This window comes from Thiothrix caldifontis (assembly GCF_900107695.1).
GTDB classification, from domain to species: domain Bacteria; phylum Pseudomonadota; class Gammaproteobacteria; order Thiotrichales; family Thiotrichaceae; genus Thiothrix; species Thiothrix caldifontis.
The window spans coordinates 48,673-72,260 of sequence record NZ_FNQP01000005.1; the positions used below are offsets into that span (position 1 = coordinate 48,673).

Consider the following 23,588-nt stretch of genomic DNA (forward strand, 5'->3'; position numbering starts at 1 on the left):
TTACTTATTGATGACATCCAATATTTTCCTAGCATAGCCTTTATGATCAAAACTGCTAACGCGCTGCCGACCTCGCTCCGCTAGCTCAGATGCTAACGACGCATCGCGCAACAATTGCAGCATTTTATTAGCCATATCTGCGGGATCATTTGGATCAAAAATCAACGCTGCATCACCAACTTGTTCTGGCAAAGCAACCACATTAGAACAACATACAGGTACACCTAAAGCAAATGCCTCATAAATAGGTATACTTACACTCTCGAATAATGTGGGCATAACCAACATCTGCGCCATTTTGTAGAGGTAGGGAATATCCTCATAATCAATATAACCCAAGTGTTTAACGCGGTGTCCAATACCTAATTCTTGTATTTTAGCGACTAACTTAGGGTAATTGTCTTGCTGAGAACCGGATAGAATTAAGGTAACATCTTCATCCGTCTCATTCACAATAATATTAAATGCATCGACCAACTTGATATGATTTTTATGAAACCAACACTGCGCAGGATAAAACACATAGCGCTCTGGTAAACTATACTTACGTTTCACTGAGCAAAAATTCTTCTGATCAACCTCATAACTCAGTAAAAAGCTTGGCGGTGGTGATTGAATAACCGCTATTTTATTACTATCAGTGCCTAAAAAATGCATGATGTCTTGTTTGACATAATTTGATTCACAAATCACTGCATTCGCAGACTTAGTTAATGCTCGATTACGTAACTCCCGCTTGAAACGCTCAATCCATGTAAAAGCATGTGGATAATATTTTTCCTGCATATCATGCAAAGTAAAAACGAACGGCTTCCTCAAAAACAGGTGTGGGTAAACCGAAGTTGCTGGTGACATGAATAAATCAATATCAGCATAGATTTGTTTTTCGTCATTTCGCAAAAAAAATGACCAACGCAATCCCAGCAAAAGCTGAGCAAATATAATAACCTGATTGACACCAGAACGATTACAAGGATTCAGTTTCCTGACCTCTAAACCGTAACCATCAAAGCGTGTATCATTCATGTCAGCAAAAATAATATACGTATTACTCCTATCCGCAACGAGTGCATCAACCATGGATTGAATATACTGAAAAATCCCCCCTCCATGCATAGGATAGAATGTTAGTATACCTATTTTTTTCTTCATAAAAAGCAACCAGATCGTTATTTATTAATATGTTATTCAAATCGAAGTCGTAGTTTTTCCCTAAAAAGGTATAACAATGACACGCCAATAACACCTCCCAAGACGAGGCCATCTATCAAAATAATTAATAGATTATTAAGTATATAATGATGAACTTGGCTCAGGAAAAGAATAATGAGTAGCCCAAAAGTGACGAACAAACTAGTGAGCAATAAATATTCTCCGAACTTATGTCCAACATTACGTTGCACCCACCAGTAAAAGTAGGGCAACGGCAACAACAGTAAGAACAACGACATCGCAGCACCATCATGACCATAATAGTGTGTTAAGAAATACATACCGATTATGTAAGCCAAGGTTCCTAAGAAAGAACTGATTGCCGTTACCTTCGCATTACCCGAACCTTGTAATACCCAGTAAGCGACCACTGTATTGGACTGGAAAAAGAAATACAGTGCAATAATTTGTAGTGTTAACGTGCTTTTAACGGCAAATTCTGGTGATATCCATAGCTCAAGGAATGCACCACCAGATGAAATCAGCGCTACATTGATCCCCATGCTGAATAAGAAAACCAACAACATAGCGTGCTTGTACAAAGCAAGCCGCCCAGCCTGATCGTTCAAACTGGATAACTCGCTGAAGCGGGGAAATGTGATTTGACTGAGAACTTGAATGATACCGTTCGCCATTTGAGCAATCGTGTGAGGAATCTGGTAATAAGTGACAGCTTCAGTGCCTAGAATAGCCCCAATGATAAACTTATCGAGCCTTGATACCACACCACCCAAAAAGTTACTGACAAATGTATAAGCACTAAAACCTATCATTTCAGCAAAAATATGCCTATCAAATGACAGACCTAGCGCAACCCCTTTAGGTAGAATTTGTTTACCCAAAATATAACCTGTTGCCAAAGCCATCACCTGAATAATGACATACCCCCATAAAATGGTCAGCAAGTCATACCCCAGCAGTACGAGTGCTGTTGCAATAACAATTCCGGCAATATTCGCTGAATTTTGAATAACCGCTGGAATATCAAAGCGATGATAAGCCTTGAACACATTCAAGAAGAACTGATTGAGATAGCTCAGTAAAAATGCTAGGGCGGTAATGGACAAAGCCTGCGCAGCTAAGATTGCTTTTGTTGAGTCAAGTGCATTGCTGTAGATCATCCTTCCTAACGGCTGAGAAAACAGCACAACCAAAGCCGCAATGATAACCCCCAAAACAAGGTACATTAGCAATGCAATATCCAGCACAGGTTTGACTTTGACACTTTCCCCTGTTGCCTCATACTGCGAAACATATTTAACAATCGCTTGACCCACACCAAGGTCAACAAAGTTCATAAAACCAATCAACGAAATGCAAATAATGTAAAGACCATAGACATCTTCGCCCATCCCTTTGATCATCAACGGAATAGTGGCTAATGATGCCAATAGCGGCAAAATATAACCGAGACCGCTGAATACAATGTTTCTACGAATATTTTTCATTATTGACTGGCTCTGGGGTTTGGTAAATCAGGCTCGAATCCAAGCCTGATTAATACCGGCATTCTAACTTCTTATTGGAATATTTCCATACATTTCCTGACAGCCGCGCATACACGCTCGACATCACGCTTCTCCATGTCAAAATAAGAAGGAAGATTAATCCCTGTCTTATAGACTTGATACGTCATTGGCGTGGATGTACCCGGATAGTCACCCATTTCGGAGAGGGGATAAAAATAGGGACGGCTATCCACCTCAAGTTCGCGTAACTTTGTCATGAAAACGTCACGTGTTGTCTCATTTGCGCCTGCCAGCTCTGCGGTCACCATCCAATATACATTTTTAGCCCAAGGTGCTGTGCGATTTAAGGTAATACCCGCCACATCACCTAGCGATTCTTGATACCAAACAAATATTTCGTGCTTTTTATCCAAAATTTCTTCGATCCGCTCCAACTGCGCCAAACCCAATGCTGCCTGCAAATTGGTCATTCGGTAATTATAACCCACCTCGGTATGCCAATAGCGTTTGGTAGGACTCATGGCATGGTCACGTAAATATTTGGCTCTCAGATATAATGCCTCATCATCCGTCGTGATCATCCCACCTTCACCGGAGGTAATGACTTTATTGCCATAAAAACTGAAGGAGCCACAGTGTCCCCATGACCCCACTTTTTTTCCGTTCACTTCAGCACCGTGTGCTTCTGCAGCATCTTCAATGACCAGCAAGTTGTGCTTCTCCGCAATTGCCATAATCGCAGGCATATTGGCAGGATGCCCATACAGATGAACCGGAATAATAGCTTTCGTTTTCTTAGTAATCGCCGCCTCAATAGCACCCGGATCAATACACAATGTTTCGGGATCAATATCAACTAAAACTGGCACAGCTCCGACATATTTTGTTGCGTTAGCAGTAGCAATAAATGTCAAGTCTGGCATGATAACCTCGTCACCGGCCTCAACCCCCATACTTACCAAGGCCAAATGCAATGAAGTCGTTCCATTACTGCAAGTAAGTGCATACTTACTACCACAGAATTGTGCGAACTTTTCTTCAAATGCAGTGATGTACTCACCTAACGATGAAACCCAACCGGAGGCAATAGCTGCCGTCACATACTCGATTTCTTTCTTAGTAATGGTTGGCCTAGAAACAGGTAGAAAACCATTGTTCTGTTGTAATTGAGTCATTTATATTATTTCCTATGCTAAACAATCTGTTACTCAGCGAATTTTCTTTTCAAATGACGCACCCTGAAAGTATAAAGGACAAAGCCCATCAGAAAGGTCAAAAAGATAGTAACGTCTTGAAAGTGACTAACATGCATTGCTATGCCTACAACTGCAAAAAATGCCGATAAAGTGCAAATTCTCAAAAGAGCCATGCGCTTATCATCCCCGCCTTGCAATAGAATATGGTGAAGATGTGTACGATCTGCTTTCAGCGGTGATTGCCCACGCATTAATCTATCGATGATCACTCGCGCCATATCCATCAAAGGAAACGCAATCAACCACAATGCTGTAGCTGCGGAAAAACCAACCTCAGGCTTACCGTTAACTGGCTCAATTGGCTGTATTCCCTGAATCAACAACCAAACCACCGTAAATCCAATCAGCATCGACCCAGTATCACCCATAAAGATCTTTGAAAGTCGTTTATCTTTTTCTTGAACGCCCCCCGCGAGATTCGCAATGAGATAAGGAATGAGTGCACCAGAGAGAATCAAAGTCAACGTCATATTGGTTAAGTCTCCCTTGAGGAAGAACAGAATTCCCATGCCCACAAAGGTAATGAGTGACGAAATACCAAGCAATCCATCAATCCCATCAATCATATTGTAGGCATTGATAGCCGCAATGACCGCCAGTACCGTCACTGCATAGCCCAGTGCTCCCAAATTTACCTCACCAAGACCTACAATATTTCCCAAACTATGAATGTAAGTATCACTCCCCACGCACATCAGCACAGCCACCAAGCTTTGCACGAGCAATCGGAATTTAGCGGACAAATCTTTAACATCATCAGCCACCCCAAGGGCAACGATCAAACTAGTGCATATCAGATAAGTCAATGAACTAGAGCTGGGCGTAATGAAGAACGAAATGCCCATCACCAAACCTGCATAAATTGACACCCCACCAATAAGCGGTATGTTGCCATCATGAAACTTACGCTCACTGTTTGGCGCATCAACCAAACCAAATCTCATCGCAAAAGGCGTAAGCAGCAAAATAGACAATGCAGATACCAGAGAGACTAATAAAAAAATACCCGCAAAACTCATTGGAACCTCCTGTTCACAACCGTACTCACACAGTATTGACACAACATAAAAAAACAGACCCCTATACGCTACCGCCCGCTAAGGTGCAATTCTCAGCAAACCAATACGACTATCGTTAGTTATAAAATCAACCACACCGAAAAACCGATGACATTGACACAATGCACGGTATATTGAAGTGAATAACCATTTATTGAATCAAAGTCCTATGACGTAAGATGAACGATAGCTGAAAAGAATTCAGTGATTCCAATCACAGTAAAATACCTAAATGCATAAATTGATGCCATTTTGGCTCTCTCACCTCATAAGAAAACAGCCATTTCAATAAATAATTATTATCATCAAGAGCTGCGCTTGCGATCAACTTTAATCAACTTAATTTATAGTAAAGATATATTAACATGTTTGCACATAGCAACACTCTACTATCAGCAAAACTGGATAATCATATGCAACCTTGAATAACAAAGCATGAAACATTGCGCCAAATATCAAGTAAGTTTATCAAAAATACCATTTCTGCTCATAAAAAAAGCATATGAAAATAAGTAACCTTAATACCTTAGTGTCAGACTATAGTTCGTTTTCACATGATTTCTGCGAATTTTTTTACTTTTTGATTCATTTTTCTGATCATAAAAGAAGAAATGATTTTTTATTACCAAATGCCTACTGCAATGCCTATTAATCAATCTCTTTAAACATGATATCGCGAAAAATAGAAAACACTGAGAGGCACTGGAACACCTTGCGTCAAAACCGCTACACTATCACCATTTCTCATACGGCTAAAACATTGATCTTATGGAAAAACCAACATCACATATCCTCTCACCGCGCAACCATCGTGAAGAGACGTATACAGAGGAACATATTCGCCCACGCCGCTTACAAGACTATATTGGGCAGCCAGTCGTTCGCGAACAAATGGAAATTTTCATCCATGCCGCTCGCCATCGTGGAGAAGCACTGGATCACGTGCTAATTTTTGGCCCGCCGGGTCTGGGCAAAACCACGCTTTCCCATATCATAGCCCATGAAATGGGAGCTAACCTGCGTCAAACCTCAGGGCCAGTCCTAGAAAAAGCCGGGGATTTAGCCGCCCTGCTCACCAACCTCGAACCTCACGACGTATTATTTATTGACGAAATCCATCGACTTAGCCCGATGGTGGAAGAAATCCTCTACCCCGCCCTAGAAGATTTCCAACTCGACATCATGATTGGTGAAGGCCCTGCGGCACGCTCCATCAAATTGGATTTGCCCCCCTTCACCCTAGTGGGAGCAACCACGCGAGCAGGCTTACTGACCTCACCATTGCGTGACCGTTTTGGTATTGTGCAACGTCTGGAGTTTTACAATATTGATGACCTAGCTTACATCGTGCAACGCGCTTCCGGCATCATAGGTGCGCGGATTGATGGCGGTGGTGCACAAGAAATCGCCCGCCGCTCACGCGGCACACCCCGTATTGCCAACCGCCTGCTGCGCCGGGTACGCGATTACGTGCAAGTAAAAGGCACAGGGTTGATTGATAGCGAGATGGCGGATAAAGCCCTCAACATGCTCAATGTTGATAATCAAGGCTTTGATCATATGGACAGACGTCTGCTGTTGGCTGTCATGGAAAAATTTGACGGTGGCCCAGTGGGTGTTGATAGCTTGGCAGCGGCGATTGGCGAAGAACGCGGCACTATTGAAGATGTACTCGAACCCTTCCTCATCCAGCAAGGTTTCCTGATGCGCACCCCGCGTGGCAGGGTCGCCACCCGCAGAGCATGGCAACATTTTGGGCTAAACATCCCCTCACGTTTGAATCTCTCAAACGCCAATACTGACGAAGAAGGCACGAGTTTTGACCTGTTTGAATGAATTTATTCTCCCAGTGCGCGTCTACTACGAAGATACTGACGCAGGCGGCGTGGTGTATCACGCCAACTACCTACGGTTCATGGAACGCGCCCGCACCGAATGGCTACGTACCCTAGGCTTTGAACAAGACAAGTTGGCACAAGAATTAAATATTGTCTTCGTCGTGGCCGGATTGGAAATTGCCTACCGCAAACCTGCCCAGTTTAATGATGCATTGTTGGTTAGTGCTAGCATTGACACCATTGGTCGGGCAAGTATTGCATTTAAACAGGAAATTTGGCGTGAAGGCAGCAATAATTCACGTGAACTCTTGACAACTGCCAGCGTCAAAGTAGTCTGTGTCAGCACGGGCAACTTTCGTTCAACATCTATTCCAACAGCAATCAGGGAACTTCTTCAGTGACAACAGACCTCTCCATACTCAAGCTGATCATGGATGCCAGCTTGGTCGTCAAAATTGTGATGATCTTGCTGGTATTGGCTTCGCTGCTGTCTTGGACTTTAATCATGGTCAAATCCAGCACGATTAACAGCACCCAAAGCAATGTCACCAAATTTGAAGAACGCTTCTGGAGCGGTGTTTCACTGAACTCCTTATACGAAGAGTTGTCTCAGAAAGCACAGCGGCACGGGTTAGAGCGGATTTTTTATGACGGCTTCCACGAGTACAAACGTGCACTCAACGTAGACCCGACATCACGACTATCCGTAACAGATTCCGTGCAACGCTCAATGCGCGTCGCTGCTTCCAAAGAAGTGGATGATTTGGAACAAAATCTAGCGTTTCTTGCCACCGTCGGCTCGACTAGCCCATATGTTGGTTTATTTGGCACAGTGTGGGGAATCATGAACTCGTTTATCTCACTAGGACAAATGCAGCAAGCTACTTTAGGTGTCGTCGCTCCCGGTATTGCGGAAGCACTGATTGCCACTGCGATTGGTCTATTTGCTGCGATTCCAGCCGTCATTGCCTACAACCGTTTCAGTGATAAAATCGACCGTCTGGTCGTGAGTTACGACAACTTCCGGGAAGAGTTCACGGCCTTATTGGAGCGTCACGCCAATACACCAAGGAAAGCGGCATGAGCAGTTCGCGCCGTCGCCGTAAAATCATGGCAGAAATGAACGTCGTGCCGTATATCGACGTTATGTTGGTTTTGCTGGTTATTTTCATGGTCACTGCCCCCATCATGCAAACCGGTGTCACCGTGGATGCACCTGATGCGCAAGCAGAACCGTTAGATGCCAATAACCAACAAGAGCCGTTGACGATTTCCGTTGATGCCAGTGGTAAATTATTTCTGGATGATGGCACAGAAGTTCCTGCTGCCGATGTGACAGAATACGTCACCAGCCAATTGGATGCCAAAGCCGAACGCCCGGTGTATGTGCGCGCCGATAGCACCGTCGAATACCGTCACCTGATGGACGCCATGGTCGCCGTGCAGCAAGCTGGCGCAAAAAAAATTGGCCTGATGGCGGATCCCGCACCGCCTGAGCGCCCCTAACACACCAATGATCTAACAGGGCTAATGACAAGATCATGTTTAAAGAAATACGCAATAAACCACAAGCACTCTTTTGGGCTATCGCCCTGCACATCCTCATAGTGGCAGTGCTATTGCTTAGTTTCCAGCTAACCGATCGCCCGGATACCGCTGAAAACACCGCCATCGAGGTCACGCTTCCCGAAGGAACACTCCCCCCAGAAGAACCTAAAACCAGCGAACCGGAACGCACCGCCTTAACCGCAACCCAAGACACCTCTCCAGCCGAGGTTCCACCCACAACAAACACCGATACAGAGGCGGCTGAAGCAGCAGCGGCTGCAACAGCACAAGCCGAGGCACAACGTAAAGCATTGGCAGAAAGCAAAGTAGAAGCAGCACGTGAAAAAGCAGCAGCAGAAAAAGCGGCTGCCGAAAAAGCCCAACAACAAGCGGCTGCCCGCGAAAAAGCAGCGGCAGAACGCCAAGAAACGGCTGCCGAAGAACGTGCCAAAGCCGAAGCTCGCCGCCGTGCCGAAGCCAGAGCCGAAACCCGCCGCCAAGCATTAGCTGAAGAAAAAGAAGCTGAACGCAAACAAGCCCTAGCCGCCAGCAAAGCCAAGGCGGAAGCCTCTGCCAAAGCTCTTGCCGAAAAGAAAGCCCGCGAAAAAGCCAACGCCGCAGCAGAGGCCGCTGCCAAAGCCAAGTCAGAAGCTAAAGCAGCCGCTGCTGCCGAAGCCAAAGCCAAAGCCAAAGCTGCCTCCGAAGCCAAAGCAGAGGCCGCAGCAAAAGCTAAAGCAGAAGCCGACGCCAAAGCCAAGTCAGAAGCCCTTGCCAGTAAAAAAGCGGCTGAAGAAGAAGCCCAACTTGCGGCCGACCGTGAGCGATGGAAAGCGGCTGAAGCCAAACGCAAAGCGGCTGAAGAAGAAGCCCGTCGAGCAGCAGCGGCTGCCGCAGGCCCCAGCAACAGTGACCTCAGCTCCGCTAGGGCAGCTTGGAAATCTGCCGTCAACCGCAAGATTAAAGCCAATTGGAACAAACCAGCCGAACGCTTCGGCATGTCTGCCACGATCCGCCTAATGATCAGCCCATCCGGCGGGATTCAACGCTTTACCTTGTCTTGTGATGGCAGCGCGGCTTTTTGTGAATCAATCAAAGCGGCTGTCCACCGCTCTGATCCGTTTCCACGTCCAGAATACAAAGAACTGTACAACGATACCCACGTTATCAAGATGGATTAACAGCAATGCACATGAAAACAACCACTTTATTGGCCTCCGTCCTGTTAGTCACCGGACTTGGCTTACCACTCGCCTCAATGGCTGAAGAATTACACTCGCGCATTGACATTGATGCCACTGCCGGTGAAACCAGCATCATTATTGCGCCATTCAGCCCGCTCTCCAAAGTGATCGAAGCGGATCTGCAACGCAGCGGACGTTTTGCCCTGATGGATCCCGCCCGTATTGGGGGTAATTTATCCCCCGAAGCCTTGCGGGCGACCGGCGCAGAATACGCAGTGGTCGGCAGTCATAACGGGGATATGAATTTCCAACTGATCAATTTACGCACCGGGCAAGCGGAAGGCGCATTTCGCATTCCGTCACACCAAAACCAGCGCCGCATGGCACACAAAGCCGCCGATCTCGTTTTTGAAAAACTCACCGGTGTTAAAGGCGCATTCGATACCCGCATCGCCTACGTATCCGCCAGTGGCCCTGCAAAAAACCAAACCTACCAACTGATCGTGTCGGACGCAGACGGTTTCACCCCACGCACCATCGTTTCCTCACGCAAGCCGGTCATGTCACCGAGTTGGTCACCCGATGGCAGACAAGTGGCTTACGTCTCCTACGAAACCGGGCGACCGGTGGTATACGCCCAAGATTTAGCCTCAGGCAGTAAGCGCACCATTTCTGACCCGAACCGCTCCAGCATTTCCCCCTCTTGGTCGCCGGATGGGCGCTCCATTGCCTACAGTGTGGCGGAACGTGGCAATTACAACATTGTTGTTGCCGGTGCTAATGGTGGTGGCGCACGCCAGATTACCAATACACGCGGTATCAATGCAGAACCGCAATGGGCAGACAGCAATACCATCGTATTTACCTCTGACCGCAGCGGGCAACCCCAATTGTACAAAACCACTGCGAGTGGTGGCGGTGAAAGCCGCATGTCCTTCAGTGGCGGCTATAACGCTGGAGCCAGCATTGCAGGCAATAGCGTCGCGATGGTACGGCAAACTGGCGGTACATCCAGCATCACCATTATGGATGCTGCGACCAAACAGGAACGCACCATTTCACGCGGTACCCAAGACGATTCGCCTGCCATTTCCCCGAATGGCATGATGGTGTTATACGCAACGGATGCCGGTGGGCGCAATTCCCTAGCCGTCGCCAGTGACAATGGTAAAGCTCACCAAAGCCTGTATTCACAGGCGGGCGATGTACGCGACCCCGCATGGTCCCCCTACCTTGATTAATGAATAGCGAGATGAGTGTTATGAATAGGAAAACATTAGCAATTTCAGTATTGGTTGCTGCATTAAGTATCACTGGCTGCCAACAAGTTCCGCCGAATGGTGCAGGCACGGGCGGTACAACCGGTGGTGGCTACGGCACTGGCAGCACAACGGGCGGTGGCTACGGTACCGGCGGTTACGGCACGGGTGGCACTTACGGAAACGGCTACGGCACAGGTACTGGGCAATACACACCCGCAGAATTGCGCAACCCCAACAGCATTCTGGCGCAGCGGGTCATTTACTTCGATCTTGACCGCTCGGAGATCAAACCGGAGTACATGAATATCCTCAATGCTCACGCCTCCTTGCTTGCCGCCTACCCTAACCTGCGCGTGCGTTTAGAAGGCCATGCCGACGAACGTGGCTCACGCGAATACAACGTCGCCCTGTCTGAGCGACGTGGCTATTCGGTACTCGACTACATGCAAGTCAAAGGTAGCAGTAGCAACCAGATGGAAGTCATCGGTTATGGCGAAGAAGTTCCTGCGGTTTTCGGGCATAATGAAAGCGCGTGGGGTAAAAACCGCCGTGTCGAAATCAAATATGCCGGAGAATAATGTCATGCAAAACAAGCTAAACCGCAGCGTCCTAGCCGCTTTGGTAGCTACCTTACTGATTGCTCCCGTCGGGGCGCAACCCATGTCAGATGAAGCGGCTGTCCAGTTACTGCAACGGGTGAATGAGCTGGAGCAAGAACTGCGCAACCTGCGGGGTGATAACGAAACCCTGCAAAATGAGCTGGAAACCATCCGCAAAAGTCAGCAGGATACCTTTCAACAAGTTGACGAACGGATTGAAAAGCTGCAAAGCGAGACTCCCGACACCACGAACAGCGGCACTTCTGCTGACAAAGTGCTGGACAATACGGACGCCGCTGCTCTTAAAGCCAAGGAATCCGCCACTGACGCTACCGACAAGGTAACTAAAACAGATCCCAACGGCTTCTACAGCTACGGCACTGGCAAGTCAGATGACAAAAATCCACCTGCGAATAACGCGGCTGCTCCTCCAGCAGAGGCTAAAACAGATGCATCCACAGACGTCAAAGCAGATACGGCGAATAGCAGTGAGATAAAAACGCCTGACAAAGCAGCGCTACCCGAACAGGAAGAGCGTTCTGTTTATGACCATGCTTTCCAAACCTTGCTGCAAGATCCTAAGGAAGCGGTTCCAGAATTTCGCGCTTTCCTCAAGGATTACCCCAAAAGCCCACTGGCTGCCAGTGCACAATACTGGGTAGGTGAAGCGTTATACGCTGAAAAAGATTTCAAAGCAGCTATTGAAGAGTTCTTGGTGGTACTCAAAGAACACAAAGGTAGCGACAAAGCCCCGGATGCTGCACTCAAGTTAGGCTACAGCTTCTACGAACTCAAAGACTGGGAAAAAGCCCGCAAGACCTTGGAAGACGTGATTAGCTTCTTCCCGGATAACGCCGAAACCAGCAAATTGGCCAAAGCACGGCTCGACCAAATGCAGACTGAGGGGCACTAAGCCCCTCTTTTTTAATCAGACTGACAGCTTCTTCTGCAAAATTCTGCTTCTTTGCATATAGTTATTGGGCATGGATGACCATTAAAAATAGCGGAGATACGCATGTTCGGCAAAAAAAGCCCCAAATCCCCACCGACTCTTGATCTAACACAAGTATTACCACCCACGCCGTTAAAAACCGCCGCAGCGCGACGTTTCATGGAGTTTTGCCAACAAGACTTTCCTCGCCATACCCATGCGGATGGCTTTGATCCACACGTGTATGCGGATGCTGTCGCACTGGTGATCAGCCGCCTTGAAGCCACTCGGCATATGGAGTAAGTCAGATGATCATCACTGCCATTAACGCCGAAAACTTCCGTAAATACACCAGTCTGCAACTGGATAATTTGCCTGATCGTGGCCTTATCGCCCTGATTGGTGGCAATGAATCGGGCAAAAGCAGCATTGGTGATGCCATCCAATTCGGTTTGTTCGGGCGCACCGATCAAGTCCCCCCCGAAGAAGCAGCCAAATTGATTCACTGGGGAACCAACCAAGCCAGCGTTGCCCTACGCTTACAACACCGGGGGCACGAATACCGCCTAGTGCGCTCGATCGACACCGAGGGCAATGTTGCCGCGACGCTGTTTTCCACTGAGGAAGAAGTCACGCTTGCCGATACCCCGGAAAGTGTGGAGCGTCAGATCAAAGCGCTATTCGGCTATTATTACAGTGCATTTTCCAAAGCCTTTTACTGGGGACAACAAAGCAGCAACACCAAGGAAGGTGACAGTGATAATCTACGCGCCATTGCTGGCCTTAGAGAACACGCCAATTTAAGTAAACAACTCGAACGCGAACAACAAGAACGCCTCGATACCCTCAAGGAAATGGAAGGCCGCAGCCGCCATACACTGAATGCCATCAACACCTTGCATATTGATGACACTCAACTGCCACGCCTCAACACGATTGTTGCGGATATTGAAGCGCGTCAGCAACAACTCACCTTAATGGGACAACGGCTAGACAAGGAATCACTAGCCTACCCCGCCAATCTCGAGGCTTTTAAAGGTGTTGAGCGCAACACCCGTAAGATCGGGCTATGGACTAAAATCACCTTGCTTGTGTTTCTCGTTGCGCTACTCGTTGGCTTATTTCTGATGTTTACCCCAGAATGGGGCAGCAAACTATTGGGCAATATCTCTGCGCCCGCGCAAGACTTATTGGGGCGTGGCGCTATTCGACTCGCCTCGATTGCAGCCTTGGTCGGGGCAATCCTCTTAGTTTATGGTTGGTATGTAGAAGTCCGGCGCTTGCGTCCGCTGCAAACCCAAGCCAACCACCTTGCAGCGGCATTGGAAGATAGTTACCAAGCTTGTACCCAACCCATCAGCCGCCACTTACAAACCGATAGCATCGATTATTTAGTGGAAAAACACTTGGATTTCCCCGCAACCAGCACCAACCACCCCGATATGGTTGCCATACCAGAGTGGACACAATCAGCACGCCGGTATCAATCCAAAGCGCTATACGTGCACAGTGCCGCTGACACCCTGAATGTTGGACTGACCAACCGCCGTCAAGAACTGGCACAACACCATGAAACCGTTAAAGCCGATATTCTGACTGCCCAACAGCAACTGGAACATCGTGCTCATTTGCAAACATTAGCAACCGAGCAAGAAACCACGCTAGAAAACGAACGTCGCCAACAAGTTGTCACCAGCACAGCCATCGACCTGTTGCAACGTGACGCCAGCCATTCTATCGAACGCTTCAACCAGTTGGTCAAAACCCGTTGCCCAGAGTTGTTACAACGTTTCACCCAAACCCACTACAAATCCCTAGAAATCTTGCCTGACTTCAGCCTAAAGGTATTGTCAGAAGAAAAAGGTGATTACCTCGATTTCAATGAAATCTCCACTGGTACACAACGGCAAGTCGCTTTGGCTATGCGCATCGCACTGGCGAATGCATTAGCAGATGCCACTAAAACTGACAAACAAATGCTGTTTTTGGATGAGCCCTTTGCCTTTTTTGATCCCGAACGCACGCAAAACACCCTAGAAAGTTTGGCAGAAACCAGTAAAGGTGTAATGAGCCAAATCTGGTTGACAGCCCAAACCCAACCGGAAGGGGTCAAACTGGCACAAAGCATCCATTGCCAGCAAGGGAACCATACCCTGAAGGTATAGAGGCTTTCTTCTTTGCGATTTGTCAAACTATAATCGCCTCTGCACTACAGCTAGAGGAGTTAATATGACATTTGATAATTTTGCATCCGCACAGTCGTTTTTGCTGATCGCGGGGTTTGTGATTGCCTTCATCATGGGGGCAATCGTCAACAAGACACACTTTTGCACAATGGGCGCAGTATCGGACTGGATCAATATGGGCGATACCGGGCGTTTCCGTGCATGGGGTTTAGCCATTGGTGTTGCCCTATTAGGGGTGGTGTTACTGGAAATGGTGGGGCTGGTGAATGCCAACGGCTCTTACCCGCCCTACCGTAATGGGCAACTGATCTGGGCTGAAAATCTACTCGGTGGTATTCTGTTTGGCATCGGCATGACAATTGCTGGCGGCTGCGGCAATAAGTGCTTAGTGCGCATTGGGGCGGGCAATCTCAAATCCATTTTCGTGTTTCTGATCATTGGGGTTGTCGCCTATTTCATGTTAAACCCATTCCCCGGCTCGGATAAAACCTTGTACTCTTTATTATTCTACCCATGGCTTAATCCTTTAGCCGTGAATATGGGCAATTCACAAGACTTGGGCAGCGTCATTGCAGGCGAAGACAATGCCTTGAGCGCACGGCTGGTCATTGGTTTGATTATTGGACTATTTCTAGTATGGCTGGCATTCAAATCCAAAGATTTCCGCAGCAGTAGCGACTTCGCACTTGGCGGCATTGCCGTCGGTTTATGCGTTTTAGCGGCGTGGTATGTCACCAGCAATATCGTCGTAACCATCGACGAGCAACCTTACCCCCTTACCCAATATTACAGTGAATGGGACATGCTGGCAGAATCTGAGGAGGGCAAACCGGCTATCGGTGCAGCACTCAGCTCACAATCGTTTACCTTCATCAATCCAATGGCGCAAGCGGTGGGCTACGCAGCGGGTGGTTTCAACAGCAGTTTGTTAACCTTTGGTGTGATGGCTTTCTTTGGTGTGATGGCAGGCTCATTAGCTTGGGCATTGGTCAGCCGCACGTTCCGCATCGAATGGTTCGCTTCTGTGGGCGATGTGATTAACCACGTCTTAGGTGCAACCCTAATGGGTATCGGCGGGGTATTAGCAATGGGTTGCACAGTCGGGCAAGCAATTACCGGTGTTTCTACCCTCGCGATTGGCTCATTTATCGCCTTTGCTGGCATCGTACTGGGTAGTGCACTGACGATGAAAGTACAGTTCTACAAAATGATGTACGAAGAAGAAGCCAGTTTTGGCAAAGCGTTAATTACCGGCTTAGTCGATTTGAAACTACTGCCTGAATCTTTGCGTAAACTGGAAAAAGTTTAACCGAACCTGAAAAAAGACTTGCAAGCCAAAAGTCTTTCCTTATAATAGCGCTCTCTCACGGGCCGTTAGCTCAGTCGGTAGAGCATCTGACTTTTAATTAGGTGGTCGTGCGTTCGAGTCGCACACGGCCCACCATACAAAACAAAGGGTTGCACCCATAAAAGTGCAGCCCTTTTTTGTTTCTGACGTTCTATCGTCTTATGGAACAACTCCTACCATGCAACACCCCATTATCATCAGCATCCTACTACTGCTATGCAGCAACGTGTTCATGACGTTCGCTTGGTATGCCCATCTGAAGGAACTCAATCACAAACCATGGCTCATCGCTGCATTATTCAGTTGGGGCGTTGCCCTGTTTGAATACTTGCTGCAAGTACCCGCCAACCGCATTGGCTACACAGCACTCAGTGTCGGGCAACTCAAAATTATGCAAGAAGTGATCACCTTGACAGTATTTGTACCTTTTGCAGTGTTCTACTTGAAAGAACCACTCAAACTAGACTACCTGTGGGCAGGGGTATGTATACTGGGAGCCGTGTATTTTATTTTTCGCGATAAGCTGTAGCTGGACATTAAATCTTAGCTGTCACAAAAAGTTCATCTTTCTGCACATCTGCGCAAGCGGGGCAACCGCGCTATACTTGACTATGTTCTTCTATCGCTATCAAAATATTATGCAATTGGAAATTTTCACCAAAGCCCTTGCCGACCAGACCCGTCTACGCATCCTGTTATTACTAGCAGTAGGGCGGGAACTATGTGTCTGTGAACTGACCCAAGCATTGGAGCTAGCACAGCCGAAAATTTCCCGCCATTTGGCAGTTTTGCGTGAGAGCGGTTTACTACAAGACCGCAAAACTGGGCTATGGGTGTATTATCGCCTGCACCCGGACTTACCCCAGTGGGCAACTGCTACCTTGGACAACCTGCATTCAGGCAGCATGACTGAAACACTGTTCCTGTCAGACCGACAGCGTTTAGATAATGCCAACCGTATCGGGGAAAGCTGCACAAGCTGAAGTTACCAACTGCTTGCTTCAATCGCATGTTTTCTTCAGCAACGCGGTCAATGCCCCCAAAACACGGCACAAGTGCTCCCCCTAACCTTCCCGTAACAAAGTACCCAAATCAATCAATGCCGCATTCGCCCGTGAAATTTGCGATGCCATCACCAAAGAATGGTTAGCCACAAAACTGTAACCACTGCCATTGAGGATAACCGGACTCCAGATCATCGCTTGCGTATCTTCCAGCTTATTAATGATTTGGCGCAAACTCACCAAGGCATTTTTCTGGCGCAACACATCCTCAAAATCCGCCTCAATCGCTTTCAATAAATGCAACAGCGCCCAGGTTTGTCCGCGTGCTTGATAAAACACATCGTCAACCTTTAAACGCGGGGTTTTGACGATCACTTCATTAGGGTCATCGCTTGCCGGTAACACTTCGGGTTGCAACTCAATCCCCGGCACTTTGGCAGCACTGCCATCGCTTTCCATTGCCGCGCCTTCCTCTTTCACCTGCCGAATACCAACACTGGCACTCAAAGCAATGGATAAGGACCCCATTTGGCGCTGCACCTTGTTCAACCAGTTATTCAAGTTATCCGACCGTGAATAAAACTGTGCCTGACCTTGCTGCAAACGCTGCAAATACGCCTCCAATGCCTCTGCCCCTTCATTGAACTGGCTTTCTGCCGGAGGAAACAACCACAGCTTACCATCGGTATTGAACCGCAATTGCGCCCTCACCAAGTCCGGGTCGGCGGCTGACTGTGATTGCGAACGGCTCAAATCATCCCGCATTGCCAGCGACATATCCCGCAGTTGGGTCAATACACCCAATTCCCAGTTCGGAATATTGTCCATCACAATACCCGGCGGGGTCACATCATTACTCAAATAACCACCGGGCTTATCCAATAAGGTATTGGCAATGTGCGCCAAAGTAGCTGTGGTAATAACACCGGGGCGCAACGGCTCATTGGCACTAACACCCACCATCTGCCGCGCATTGGCACGCACGTCAAAGGTATCAGGGTCACGGCTCCACAAAAACATCAACAGCGCCTGCGTGACCAAGAAAATAATCAGGAAAAATTGCAGCGTCCAACGCAAGCCTTTTTCCCGCCAGAAACGCGGGTCAAAATACCGTAACAGGTAAATCAAAACGGCACGCCCCCAACCTTCCACATTACGTTGCATTGCCTTTTCAAACTCCACGACCACAAAGACCAATGAACCAACGCCGACTATCCAGAACCACGCATACAAATCAATTGCATCCGTGCCAAATACGCCCTGAAAAGCAGGCATATACGTGAACAAACCCTGTAACACCAACACCACGGCAATCGCGGCTAATAACCACGGATTTTCACGCAAGCTTGCCCATTGCCACCCCGGTTCACTCGCATGGCGCACACTCAACAAGTAGAAAATCTGCCCGATTACCAAGGTATTCAGCGCTGCCGTGCGAGCCGCCTCCAAGGTTTCACCGCGCTGCAATTCCCACTCGAAAATGGCTAACACGCTTACCAACAGCAGCCCCGATACCAACAACAGCCGCCACACCAAGAAGCCGCTGATTAACGATCCCACCGGCTGTGCGATGGGTTGCCCGCGAGCAACCGGTAACGCCGCTTTCTCAAACGCCAAGGTCAGCGCCAAAATACCCGCTGTCACCAAATTGACCCACAACACTTGCACCGGCATAAGCGGTAACGCCAAACCAAACCATGATGCCAACAGAATGGCAGCGGCTTGTGCGCCATTGGTCGGCAACATGAATTGCACCATTTTGTAAAAATTCTGAAAGACCTGACGACCTTCCTGCACTGCCGTCATCAGCATGGGCAACTGATCACGCATCAACACGATTTCCGCTGACTGCCTAGCGGCTTCCGTGCCATGAATACCGGGAGCCACCCCAACATCCGCCTGTTCCAGTGCGGGCGTATCGTTCACCCCACCGCCAAGCATTACTACGCGCTCACCATGTGCTTGCAAGGCTTTGACTAAACGTAATTTTTGTTCCGGGCGTAACCGCGCAAACACATCAACGTGCATCACCGTTTCTCGCAAGGCATCCTCATCCAATGCGTCCAAATCGGCTCCCGTTAACACGGTTTCACCATCACCAATCCCCACTTGCTTGGCTAATGCGCAAGCGGTCAGCGCGTGATCCCCCGTCAGCATTTTGACGGACAATCCCGCCTGCTGGCAGGCTTGTACCGCTGCCAATGCTGACGCTTGCGGCGGGTCGCCGATGCCCACCACACCCAATAGCACCATCCCGTACCCCACATCCTGATGCGTTAGGGTTTGCAACGGTGCATCGGGTTGGCGGCTGGCAATCACCAACGGCTTCATGCCCTCTTCGGCAAGCTTTTTCAGCTTGTCTTCCCAGACGTCTTGTTGCAGTGGCTCAAGACCCGTATCGGTTTGCACATGACTGCAACGCGGCAAAATGGCTTCGGGTGCGCCTTTCAATGCCACATACTGCACCCCTGTTGCGTCTTGACTTAACGTCGCAGCATAACGGTAACTGCGATCAAACGGGATACTGGCTAACCGGGTAAACTGCTGCCGCAATGCATCAGGATCAACCCCACATTTATGCGCCATCACCAGCAATGCCCCATCCAAGGGGTCGCCCAGCACTTGCCAGTGTTTCTCCAACTGCTGCAACTGTGCGTCACTGGCTAATACAGCAGCTTGAGCAAGCCGTTGCAAATCAGCGCGGTCATCGTGTTCGGGCAGCTCAAAATTTTCCCTCAAGATAGCGCCTTGTGGGGCATACCCCGCTCCCTGCAAGCGCACTCCACCACGCGGGGTAATCACCTTTTGCACGGTTAATTCATGGCGGGTCAGGGTATGGCTTTTATCCGTACACACCACGCTCACCGTTCCCAAGATTTCCACGGCAGCAAGCTGGCGCACCATCACATCTTGTCGCGCCAAACGCCTGACACTGATCGCCAACATAATCGCAAACAATGCCGGTAAACCTTCCGGCACAATCGCGACTGCAAAACTCGCCATCGCTTGCAACAACCCCTGTGGGCTATGCCCACTGACCCCTGGCGTCAACCAGCCAATGAGTAGAATCAAAGCCGCCGCGCCTGCCAATACCAAAGCCACCACATTCATCAAACGCTTTAATTCATCGCCTAACGGGGTTGCATACGGCTCATTATTGTCCAGCAAGGCATTCAGCATCCCCAATTCGGTACGTGACCCCGTAGCGACCACCACACCCCGCCCTTGTCCTGCCAACACCAGCGTTCCCGCATACGCCATATTGTTGCGGTCTGGGAGTGCGGTATCAGCGTCCAAGCGGCTAATGCCTTTCAACACTGGGGCGGAATACCCCATTAAGACCGATTCATCCAACTGCAAACCGTCGCTGTGCAGCAAACGCACATCCGCTGGCACTTGATTCCCAGTTTCCAATAACACCACATCACCCGGCACAAGCTGCTCAGCGGGCAACGCTTGTACTTGCCCATCACGCAATACCTGTGCAGTGGGGGATAATAAACGTTGCACCGCTTCCAGCGTTTTCGCCGTGCGCCGCTCTTGCAACAAACCCAAGATAATATTGAGAACGACCACCCCCAGAATCACCACGGTATCCAGCCATAACTGCAACATCAGCGTCAGGGTCGCAGCCAACAGCAAAATGTAAATAAAATGGTGGTGAAATTGGCGTAGCAAGCGCTTGAAGAAACCAGCGTGTTGCAGCGGTGTAAAGCGATTAAAACCGTGTTGGCGCAAGCGTACTTTAGCGGCTGCACTGCTCAAACCTTGATCTTGGGTATCAAGCTGTTGCAACGCTGTTTGCGGGGCAACGCTATGCCACGCCATTGAATCTGTTGTGCTTGGGGTGTCGTCGGTAGACATCAGCGTACTCCTTACAAAATAACCCTACACAAGTTCGCCTAACTCCTACCTTTTTACTAGGAATTAAATTTACTATAAATAGAGAAAAAAGTACTTTCAACAAACCCTTTGTTTGTGGTGTTTGCTAAAACATTGCACCGCTTTGGGAGATTTTTTGAGTAAACTAGGATTGTCCAAGTGAATTCATGAGTGTCTGCAATAACGCAGTGGGTTCAAACGGTTTCGCCACATGCGCATTCATCCCCACTGCCAAACAACGTTCTCTTTCTTCGCTCATGGCATTTGCCGTCAACGCGATAATCGGCATGGCAGCGTAACGGGCATCCGCACGAATCATACGGGCGGCTTCGTAACCATCCATCACCGGCATTTGAATATCCATCAATACCACGTCATACGCGGGCGATTCGCTGGCAAAGATTTTGTCCACACCCTCCTGACCGTTATCCGCGCACGCCACTACCGCCCCATATTGCGTGAGAATTTCATAAGCAATCAATTGGTTAATCGGGTTATCTTCCACCACCAAAATACGCTTACCCGATAACGGTAGCGCGACAGCCGGGCGAGTGGCTTCTAGCGCAGGTGTTTGGCTAAGCGCAGATGAAAGCGCATGTGCCAAGGTAAGCGTGACGGTGAAACGCGAGCCTCGCCCCGGTTCACTGCTCACCGTGACCTCACCGCCCATCAAATCCAGCAAGCGTTTGACAATGCTCAAACCCAAGCCCGTGCCACCGTAACGGCGCGTGGTCGAATCATCCGCTTGCGAAAATTCCTGAAACAAACCATTCACCGCCATGCTATCCATGCCGATACCGCTATCTTCGATGCAAAAGCGCAAGTGACTGCTGTTCGCCCCACGTTCCAACTCGTCGACGTACAACGCCACATGCCCTTGACTAGTAAATTTCACCCCATTGGTGAGTAAATTGGTGAGTATTTGCTCTAAACGCAAGGCATCGCCTAAGAAAAAGCCCTGTTCGCCCTCCAGATGTGGGCTACGCAGCTCAAATAACAACGCAATGCCTTTTTCCTGCGCTTGTTGACGCTGCAAGGTTAGCGCATTACTCACCACATCCTCTAAACGAAAAGGCGTCATTTCCAGCGTTAATTTACCTGCTTCGATCTTGGAAAAGTCGAGAATGTCGTTGATGATGCGTAACAATGATTGGGCAGCGTGCTGTATTTCAACCACATAATCGTGCTGCCGCTGGTTCAAGTCACTGCCCAATGCCAGGTGGCTCATGCCAATAATCGCATTCATCGGGGTGCGGATTTCGTGGCTCATATTGGCGAGAAACAGGCTTTTGGCTTTGCTGGCTTCTTCCGCTTTCGCCGCCATCGCGAGGGAATGTTCGGTGGCTTGCGCCAGCTTCAGATTGGTTTCACGCAACGCTACTTCTGAGCGATGGCGTATTACCGCCGCACCGACCGATGCTGCCATCGACGTGAGGATTGCCTGATCCTCCAGCCCCCATTGGTAATCAATGTAGCAGTTATCAAAACCGATAAAGCCCCAGAAACGCCCCTCCACATTCACGGGTACAACCATCAACGACACAATATCCTGCGCTTCGAGAATCATACGTTCCGTCTCAGGAAACGTAGCCACTAAACCCGATACCGCTCGCCCCTCTGACAATGTGTCAAACCAACGCGGAAACAAGCCGTCAAACGACAAGTTTTGTAACTCAGGGTTATCAATTTGGATGCTAATACCGTCACGTACCCATTCGTAACGCTGACTCATGAAACGTTCACCCGTGAACGGGTCAACGTGGTATTCAAATAAATACACCCGATCTTGTTTGGTCGCATTTCCCACCGCAGCCAGAGCCTGTTGCATGGCTTCATTGATGCAAGGCTCAAACAACAATGCCTGCATCGCAATCGCCACCGCTTCAAACAAGGCATCCTTGCGCAGCAATAACTCTTCGGCTCGTTTGCGTTCCGTAATATCGCGCCCAGTTTCGAGAATGTATTCGGGTCGCCCTTGCGCATCCCGAATCAGGCGGTGACTGCTGTTACACCAATAGTGGGAGCCGTCTTTGCGGATAACATCCAGATTCACCTCGAAAGCAATGTCACGCTGCGGGTCGGCTAATTTCTCTGGGGTTAAATTGTCTGCCACCAATTGTTGGAGCCGCGTCAGGGATTCGGGCGTCATCAAGTGCTCAAACGGCAGACAACGAAATTCCTCCACGCTATAGCCCGTGCGCTGATACAGCGAAGGCGTGGCGTACAATACACTCATATCGAGATTGAGCACGCCGATGTAGTCGTGCATGTTCTCGGTAATCAAATTGAACAGGCGGGTTTGCTCGCGGGCTTCCGCTTCATCTTGTTTACGCTGGGTAATGTTGCGAACATCAACCACCAATTTACCACCGTCTTCATGGCGGTTCAGTGAAGCCATAAACCAGCGTGTTTCGCCCTGAAGTACCAAAGGGTATTCGTAACGACGGTTTTCCCCCGTGCGGCGCACATGGTCGGCGCATTCCAAGTAAGGCTCACTGGCATCAGGGGGCAATACTGCGGTAATGGGTTTGCCGAGAAATGCAGCGGGGGACATCAGTAACAATTCTGGGGCGCGACACTGAACATCTAACAAGCAGTTTTCGGCATCTATCAGGAAAATCAGATCACTCATGGACGATACCAAGGTCTGGTAACGTTCCTCGCTGCGTTGAAGTGCCTGACGGGTTTGCACTAACAACTCCCGCAAGACATGCGGATCATCGGGCAAATCATCTACCACCAAGGACTTGGCAGTATGAGTATCTGAATAACAATTCATGCAGTTCCCTAGCAGGGCTTATGATTTTAATGGGT

The 23,588-nt window shown here is 48.9% G+C and carries 19 protein-coding genes and 1 tRNA gene; 14 read left to right on the forward strand and 6 right to left on the reverse strand.

Going from position 1 to position 23,588, the window contains the following annotated elements:
• From BLV87_RS05270 to wecA, 4 genes are all read right to left on the reverse strand, one after another.
• Positions 1–1,152, reverse strand: coding sequence for a glycosyltransferase family 4 protein (locus BLV87_RS05270; RefSeq protein WP_093066144.1), 1,152 nt, complete (start codon positions 1,150–1,152; stop codon positions 1–3).
• Between the two features lie 32 nt (positions 1,153–1,184).
• Positions 1,185–2,660, reverse strand: a complete 1,476-nt coding sequence (locus tag BLV87_RS05275) for an oligosaccharide flippase family protein (protein WP_093066146.1) — start codon at positions 2,658–2,660, stop codon at positions 1,185–1,187.
• Positions 2,661–2,731: 71 nt separating this feature from the next.
• Positions 2,732–3,856, reverse strand: a complete 1,125-nt coding sequence (locus BLV87_RS05280) for a DegT/DnrJ/EryC1/StrS family aminotransferase (protein ID WP_093066148.1) — start codon at positions 3,854–3,856, stop codon at positions 2,732–2,734.
• A gap of 29 nt (positions 3,857–3,885) precedes the next feature.
• The gene (wecA, locus tag BLV87_RS05285; protein ID WP_093066150.1) at positions 3,886–4,956 is read right to left on the reverse strand and encodes a UDP-N-acetylglucosamine--undecaprenyl-phosphate N-acetylglucosaminephosphotransferase; all 1,071 of its coding nucleotides are present in this window, start codon (positions 4,954–4,956) and stop codon (positions 3,886–3,888) included.
• A gap of 807 nt (positions 4,957–5,763) precedes the next feature.
• Between wecA and ruvB the strand changes: the two genes are divergently transcribed.
• The 14 genes from ruvB to BLV87_RS05355 all read left to right on the forward strand — a co-directional run bounded on the left by ruvB (position 5,764) and on the right by BLV87_RS05355 (position 16,871).
• Positions 5,764–6,831, forward strand: coding sequence for a Holliday junction branch migration DNA helicase RuvB (gene ruvB / locus BLV87_RS05290; RefSeq protein ID WP_093066152.1), 1,068 nt, complete (start codon positions 5,764–5,766; stop codon positions 6,829–6,831).
• Positions 6,824–7,234: a tol-pal system-associated acyl-CoA thioesterase gene (ybgC, locus tag BLV87_RS05295; RefSeq protein ID WP_093066470.1), complete on the forward strand. Its 411-nt coding sequence runs from the start codon at positions 6,824–6,826 to the stop codon at positions 7,232–7,234. Before ruvB ends, ybgC begins: the two co-directional genes overlap by 8 nt.
• Positions 7,231–7,917: a protein TolQ gene (tolQ, locus tag BLV87_RS05300; protein ID WP_093066154.1), complete on the forward strand. Its 687-nt coding sequence runs from the start codon at positions 7,231–7,233 to the stop codon at positions 7,915–7,917. The genes ybgC and tolQ overlap by 4 nt, the downstream gene beginning before the upstream one ends.
• Positions 7,914–8,339, forward strand: coding sequence for a protein TolR (gene tolR / locus BLV87_RS05305; protein ID WP_093066156.1), 426 nt, complete (start codon positions 7,914–7,916; stop codon positions 8,337–8,339). The genes tolQ and tolR overlap by 4 nt, the downstream gene beginning before the upstream one ends.
• 35 nt (positions 8,340–8,374) lie before the next feature.
• On the forward strand, positions 8,375–9,559 hold the full coding sequence (tolA, locus tag BLV87_RS05310) for a cell envelope integrity protein TolA (protein ID WP_093066158.1): 1,185 nt from the start codon (positions 8,375–8,377) through the stop codon (positions 9,557–9,559).
• Between the two features lie 11 nt (positions 9,560–9,570).
• On the forward strand, positions 9,571–10,803 hold the full coding sequence (gene tolB, locus BLV87_RS05315) for a Tol-Pal system beta propeller repeat protein TolB (RefSeq protein WP_245706923.1): 1,233 nt from the start codon (positions 9,571–9,573) through the stop codon (positions 10,801–10,803).
• A gap of 20 nt (positions 10,804–10,823) precedes the next feature.
• A complete protein-coding gene (gene pal / locus BLV87_RS05320; RefSeq protein WP_139282124.1) occupies positions 10,824–11,402 on the forward strand; it encodes a peptidoglycan-associated lipoprotein Pal in 579 nt (192 codons plus the stop codon).
• A 4-nt stretch (positions 11,403–11,406) separates the two neighbouring features.
• Positions 11,407–12,336 (forward strand): tol-pal system protein YbgF, encoded by a 930-nt coding sequence (gene ybgF, locus BLV87_RS05325; RefSeq protein WP_175517847.1) that lies wholly within the window; start codon positions 11,407–11,409, stop codon positions 12,334–12,336.
• Between the two features lie 102 nt (positions 12,337–12,438).
• On the forward strand, positions 12,439–12,657 hold the full coding sequence (locus BLV87_RS05330; RefSeq protein ID WP_093066166.1) for a hypothetical protein: 219 nt from the start codon (positions 12,439–12,441) through the stop codon (positions 12,655–12,657).
• A 5-nt stretch (positions 12,658–12,662) separates the two neighbouring features.
• The gene (locus tag BLV87_RS05335; protein ID WP_093066168.1) at positions 12,663–14,519 is read left to right on the forward strand and encodes an ATP-binding protein; all 1,857 of its coding nucleotides are present in this window, start codon (positions 12,663–12,665) and stop codon (positions 14,517–14,519) included.
• Between the two features lie 64 nt (positions 14,520–14,583).
• Positions 14,584–15,849, forward strand: a complete 1,266-nt coding sequence (locus BLV87_RS05340) for a YeeE/YedE family protein (RefSeq protein WP_093066170.1) — start codon at positions 14,584–14,586, stop codon at positions 15,847–15,849.
• A 59-nt stretch (positions 15,850–15,908) separates the two neighbouring features.
• Positions 15,909–15,984 (forward strand) — tRNA-Lys (locus BLV87_RS05345).
• Positions 15,985–16,066: 82 nt separating this feature from the next.
• Complete coding sequence (locus BLV87_RS05350; RefSeq protein WP_093066172.1) at positions 16,067–16,417, forward strand: DMT family protein; 351 nt, start codon at positions 16,067–16,069, stop codon at positions 16,415–16,417.
• Between the two features lie 109 nt (positions 16,418–16,526).
• A complete protein-coding gene (locus BLV87_RS05355) occupies positions 16,527–16,871 on the forward strand; it encodes a metalloregulator ArsR/SmtB family transcription factor (protein WP_093066471.1) in 345 nt (114 codons plus the stop codon).
• Between the two features lie 81 nt (positions 16,872–16,952).
• Here the strand turns inward: BLV87_RS05355 and BLV87_RS05360 are convergent, their stop codons facing one another.
• Together BLV87_RS05360 and BLV87_RS05365 are read right to left on the reverse strand one after the other, a co-directional pair.
• Positions 16,953–20,756, reverse strand: coding sequence for an HAD-IC family P-type ATPase (locus tag BLV87_RS05360; RefSeq protein WP_093066174.1), 3,804 nt, complete (start codon positions 20,754–20,756; stop codon positions 16,953–16,955).
• A gap of 163 nt (positions 20,757–20,919) precedes the next feature.
• Entirely contained in the window at positions 20,920–23,553 is a 2,634-nt protein-coding gene (locus BLV87_RS05365) for a PAS domain S-box protein (protein ID WP_093066176.1), read from the reverse strand.
• Between the last annotated feature and the right edge of the window lie 35 nt (positions 23,554–23,588).

Bases quoted from the DNA above. Each gene is read 5' to 3' on its own strand.
- BLV87_RS05335 (WP_093066168.1), top strand. From the start codon at position 12,663: ATGATCATCACTGCCATTAACGCCGAAAACTTCCGTAAATACACCAGT.
- BLV87_RS05330 (WP_093066166.1), top strand. From the start codon at position 12,439: ATGTTCGGCAAAAAAAGCCCCAAATCCCCACCGACTCTTGATCTAACA.
- BLV87_RS05270 (WP_093066144.1), bottom strand. From the start codon at position 1,152: ATGAAGAAAAAAATAGGTATACTAACATTCTATCCTATGCATGGAGGG.
- BLV87_RS05365 (WP_093066176.1), bottom strand. From the start codon at position 23,553: ATGAATTGTTATTCAGATACTCATACTGCCAAGTCCTTGGTGGTAGAT.
- BLV87_RS05360 (WP_093066174.1), bottom strand. From the start codon at position 20,756: ATGTCTACCGACGACACCCCAAGCACAACAGATTCAATGGCGTGGCAT.
- tolB (WP_245706923.1), top strand. From the start codon at position 9,571: ATGAAAACAACCACTTTATTGGCCTCCGTCCTGTTAGTCACCGGACTT.
- tolA (WP_093066158.1), top strand. From the start codon at position 8,375: ATGTTTAAAGAAATACGCAATAAACCACAAGCACTCTTTTGGGCTATC.
- pal (WP_139282124.1), top strand. From the start codon at position 10,824: ATGAATAGGAAAACATTAGCAATTTCAGTATTGGTTGCTGCATTAAGT.
- ybgF (WP_175517847.1), top strand. From the start codon at position 11,407: ATGCAAAACAAGCTAAACCGCAGCGTCCTAGCCGCTTTGGTAGCTACC.
- BLV87_RS05280 (WP_093066148.1), bottom strand. From the start codon at position 3,856: ATGACTCAATTACAACAGAACAATGGTTTTCTACCTGTTTCTAGGCCA.
- wecA (WP_093066150.1), bottom strand. From the start codon at position 4,956: ATGAGTTTTGCGGGTATTTTTTTATTAGTCTCTCTGGTATCTGCATTG.
- BLV87_RS05275 (WP_093066146.1), bottom strand. From the start codon at position 2,660: ATGAAAAATATTCGTAGAAACATTGTATTCAGCGGTCTCGGTTATATT.
- BLV87_RS05350 (WP_093066172.1), top strand. From the start codon at position 16,067: ATGCAACACCCCATTATCATCAGCATCCTACTACTGCTATGCAGCAAC.
- BLV87_RS05340 (WP_093066170.1), top strand. From the start codon at position 14,584: ATGACATTTGATAATTTTGCATCCGCACAGTCGTTTTTGCTGATCGCG.
- tolR (WP_093066156.1), top strand. From the start codon at position 7,914: ATGAGCAGTTCGCGCCGTCGCCGTAAAATCATGGCAGAAATGAACGTC.
- ruvB (WP_093066152.1), top strand. From the start codon at position 5,764: ATGGAAAAACCAACATCACATATCCTCTCACCGCGCAACCATCGTGAA.
- BLV87_RS05355 (WP_093066471.1), top strand. From the start codon at position 16,527: ATGCAATTGGAAATTTTCACCAAAGCCCTTGCCGACCAGACCCGTCTA.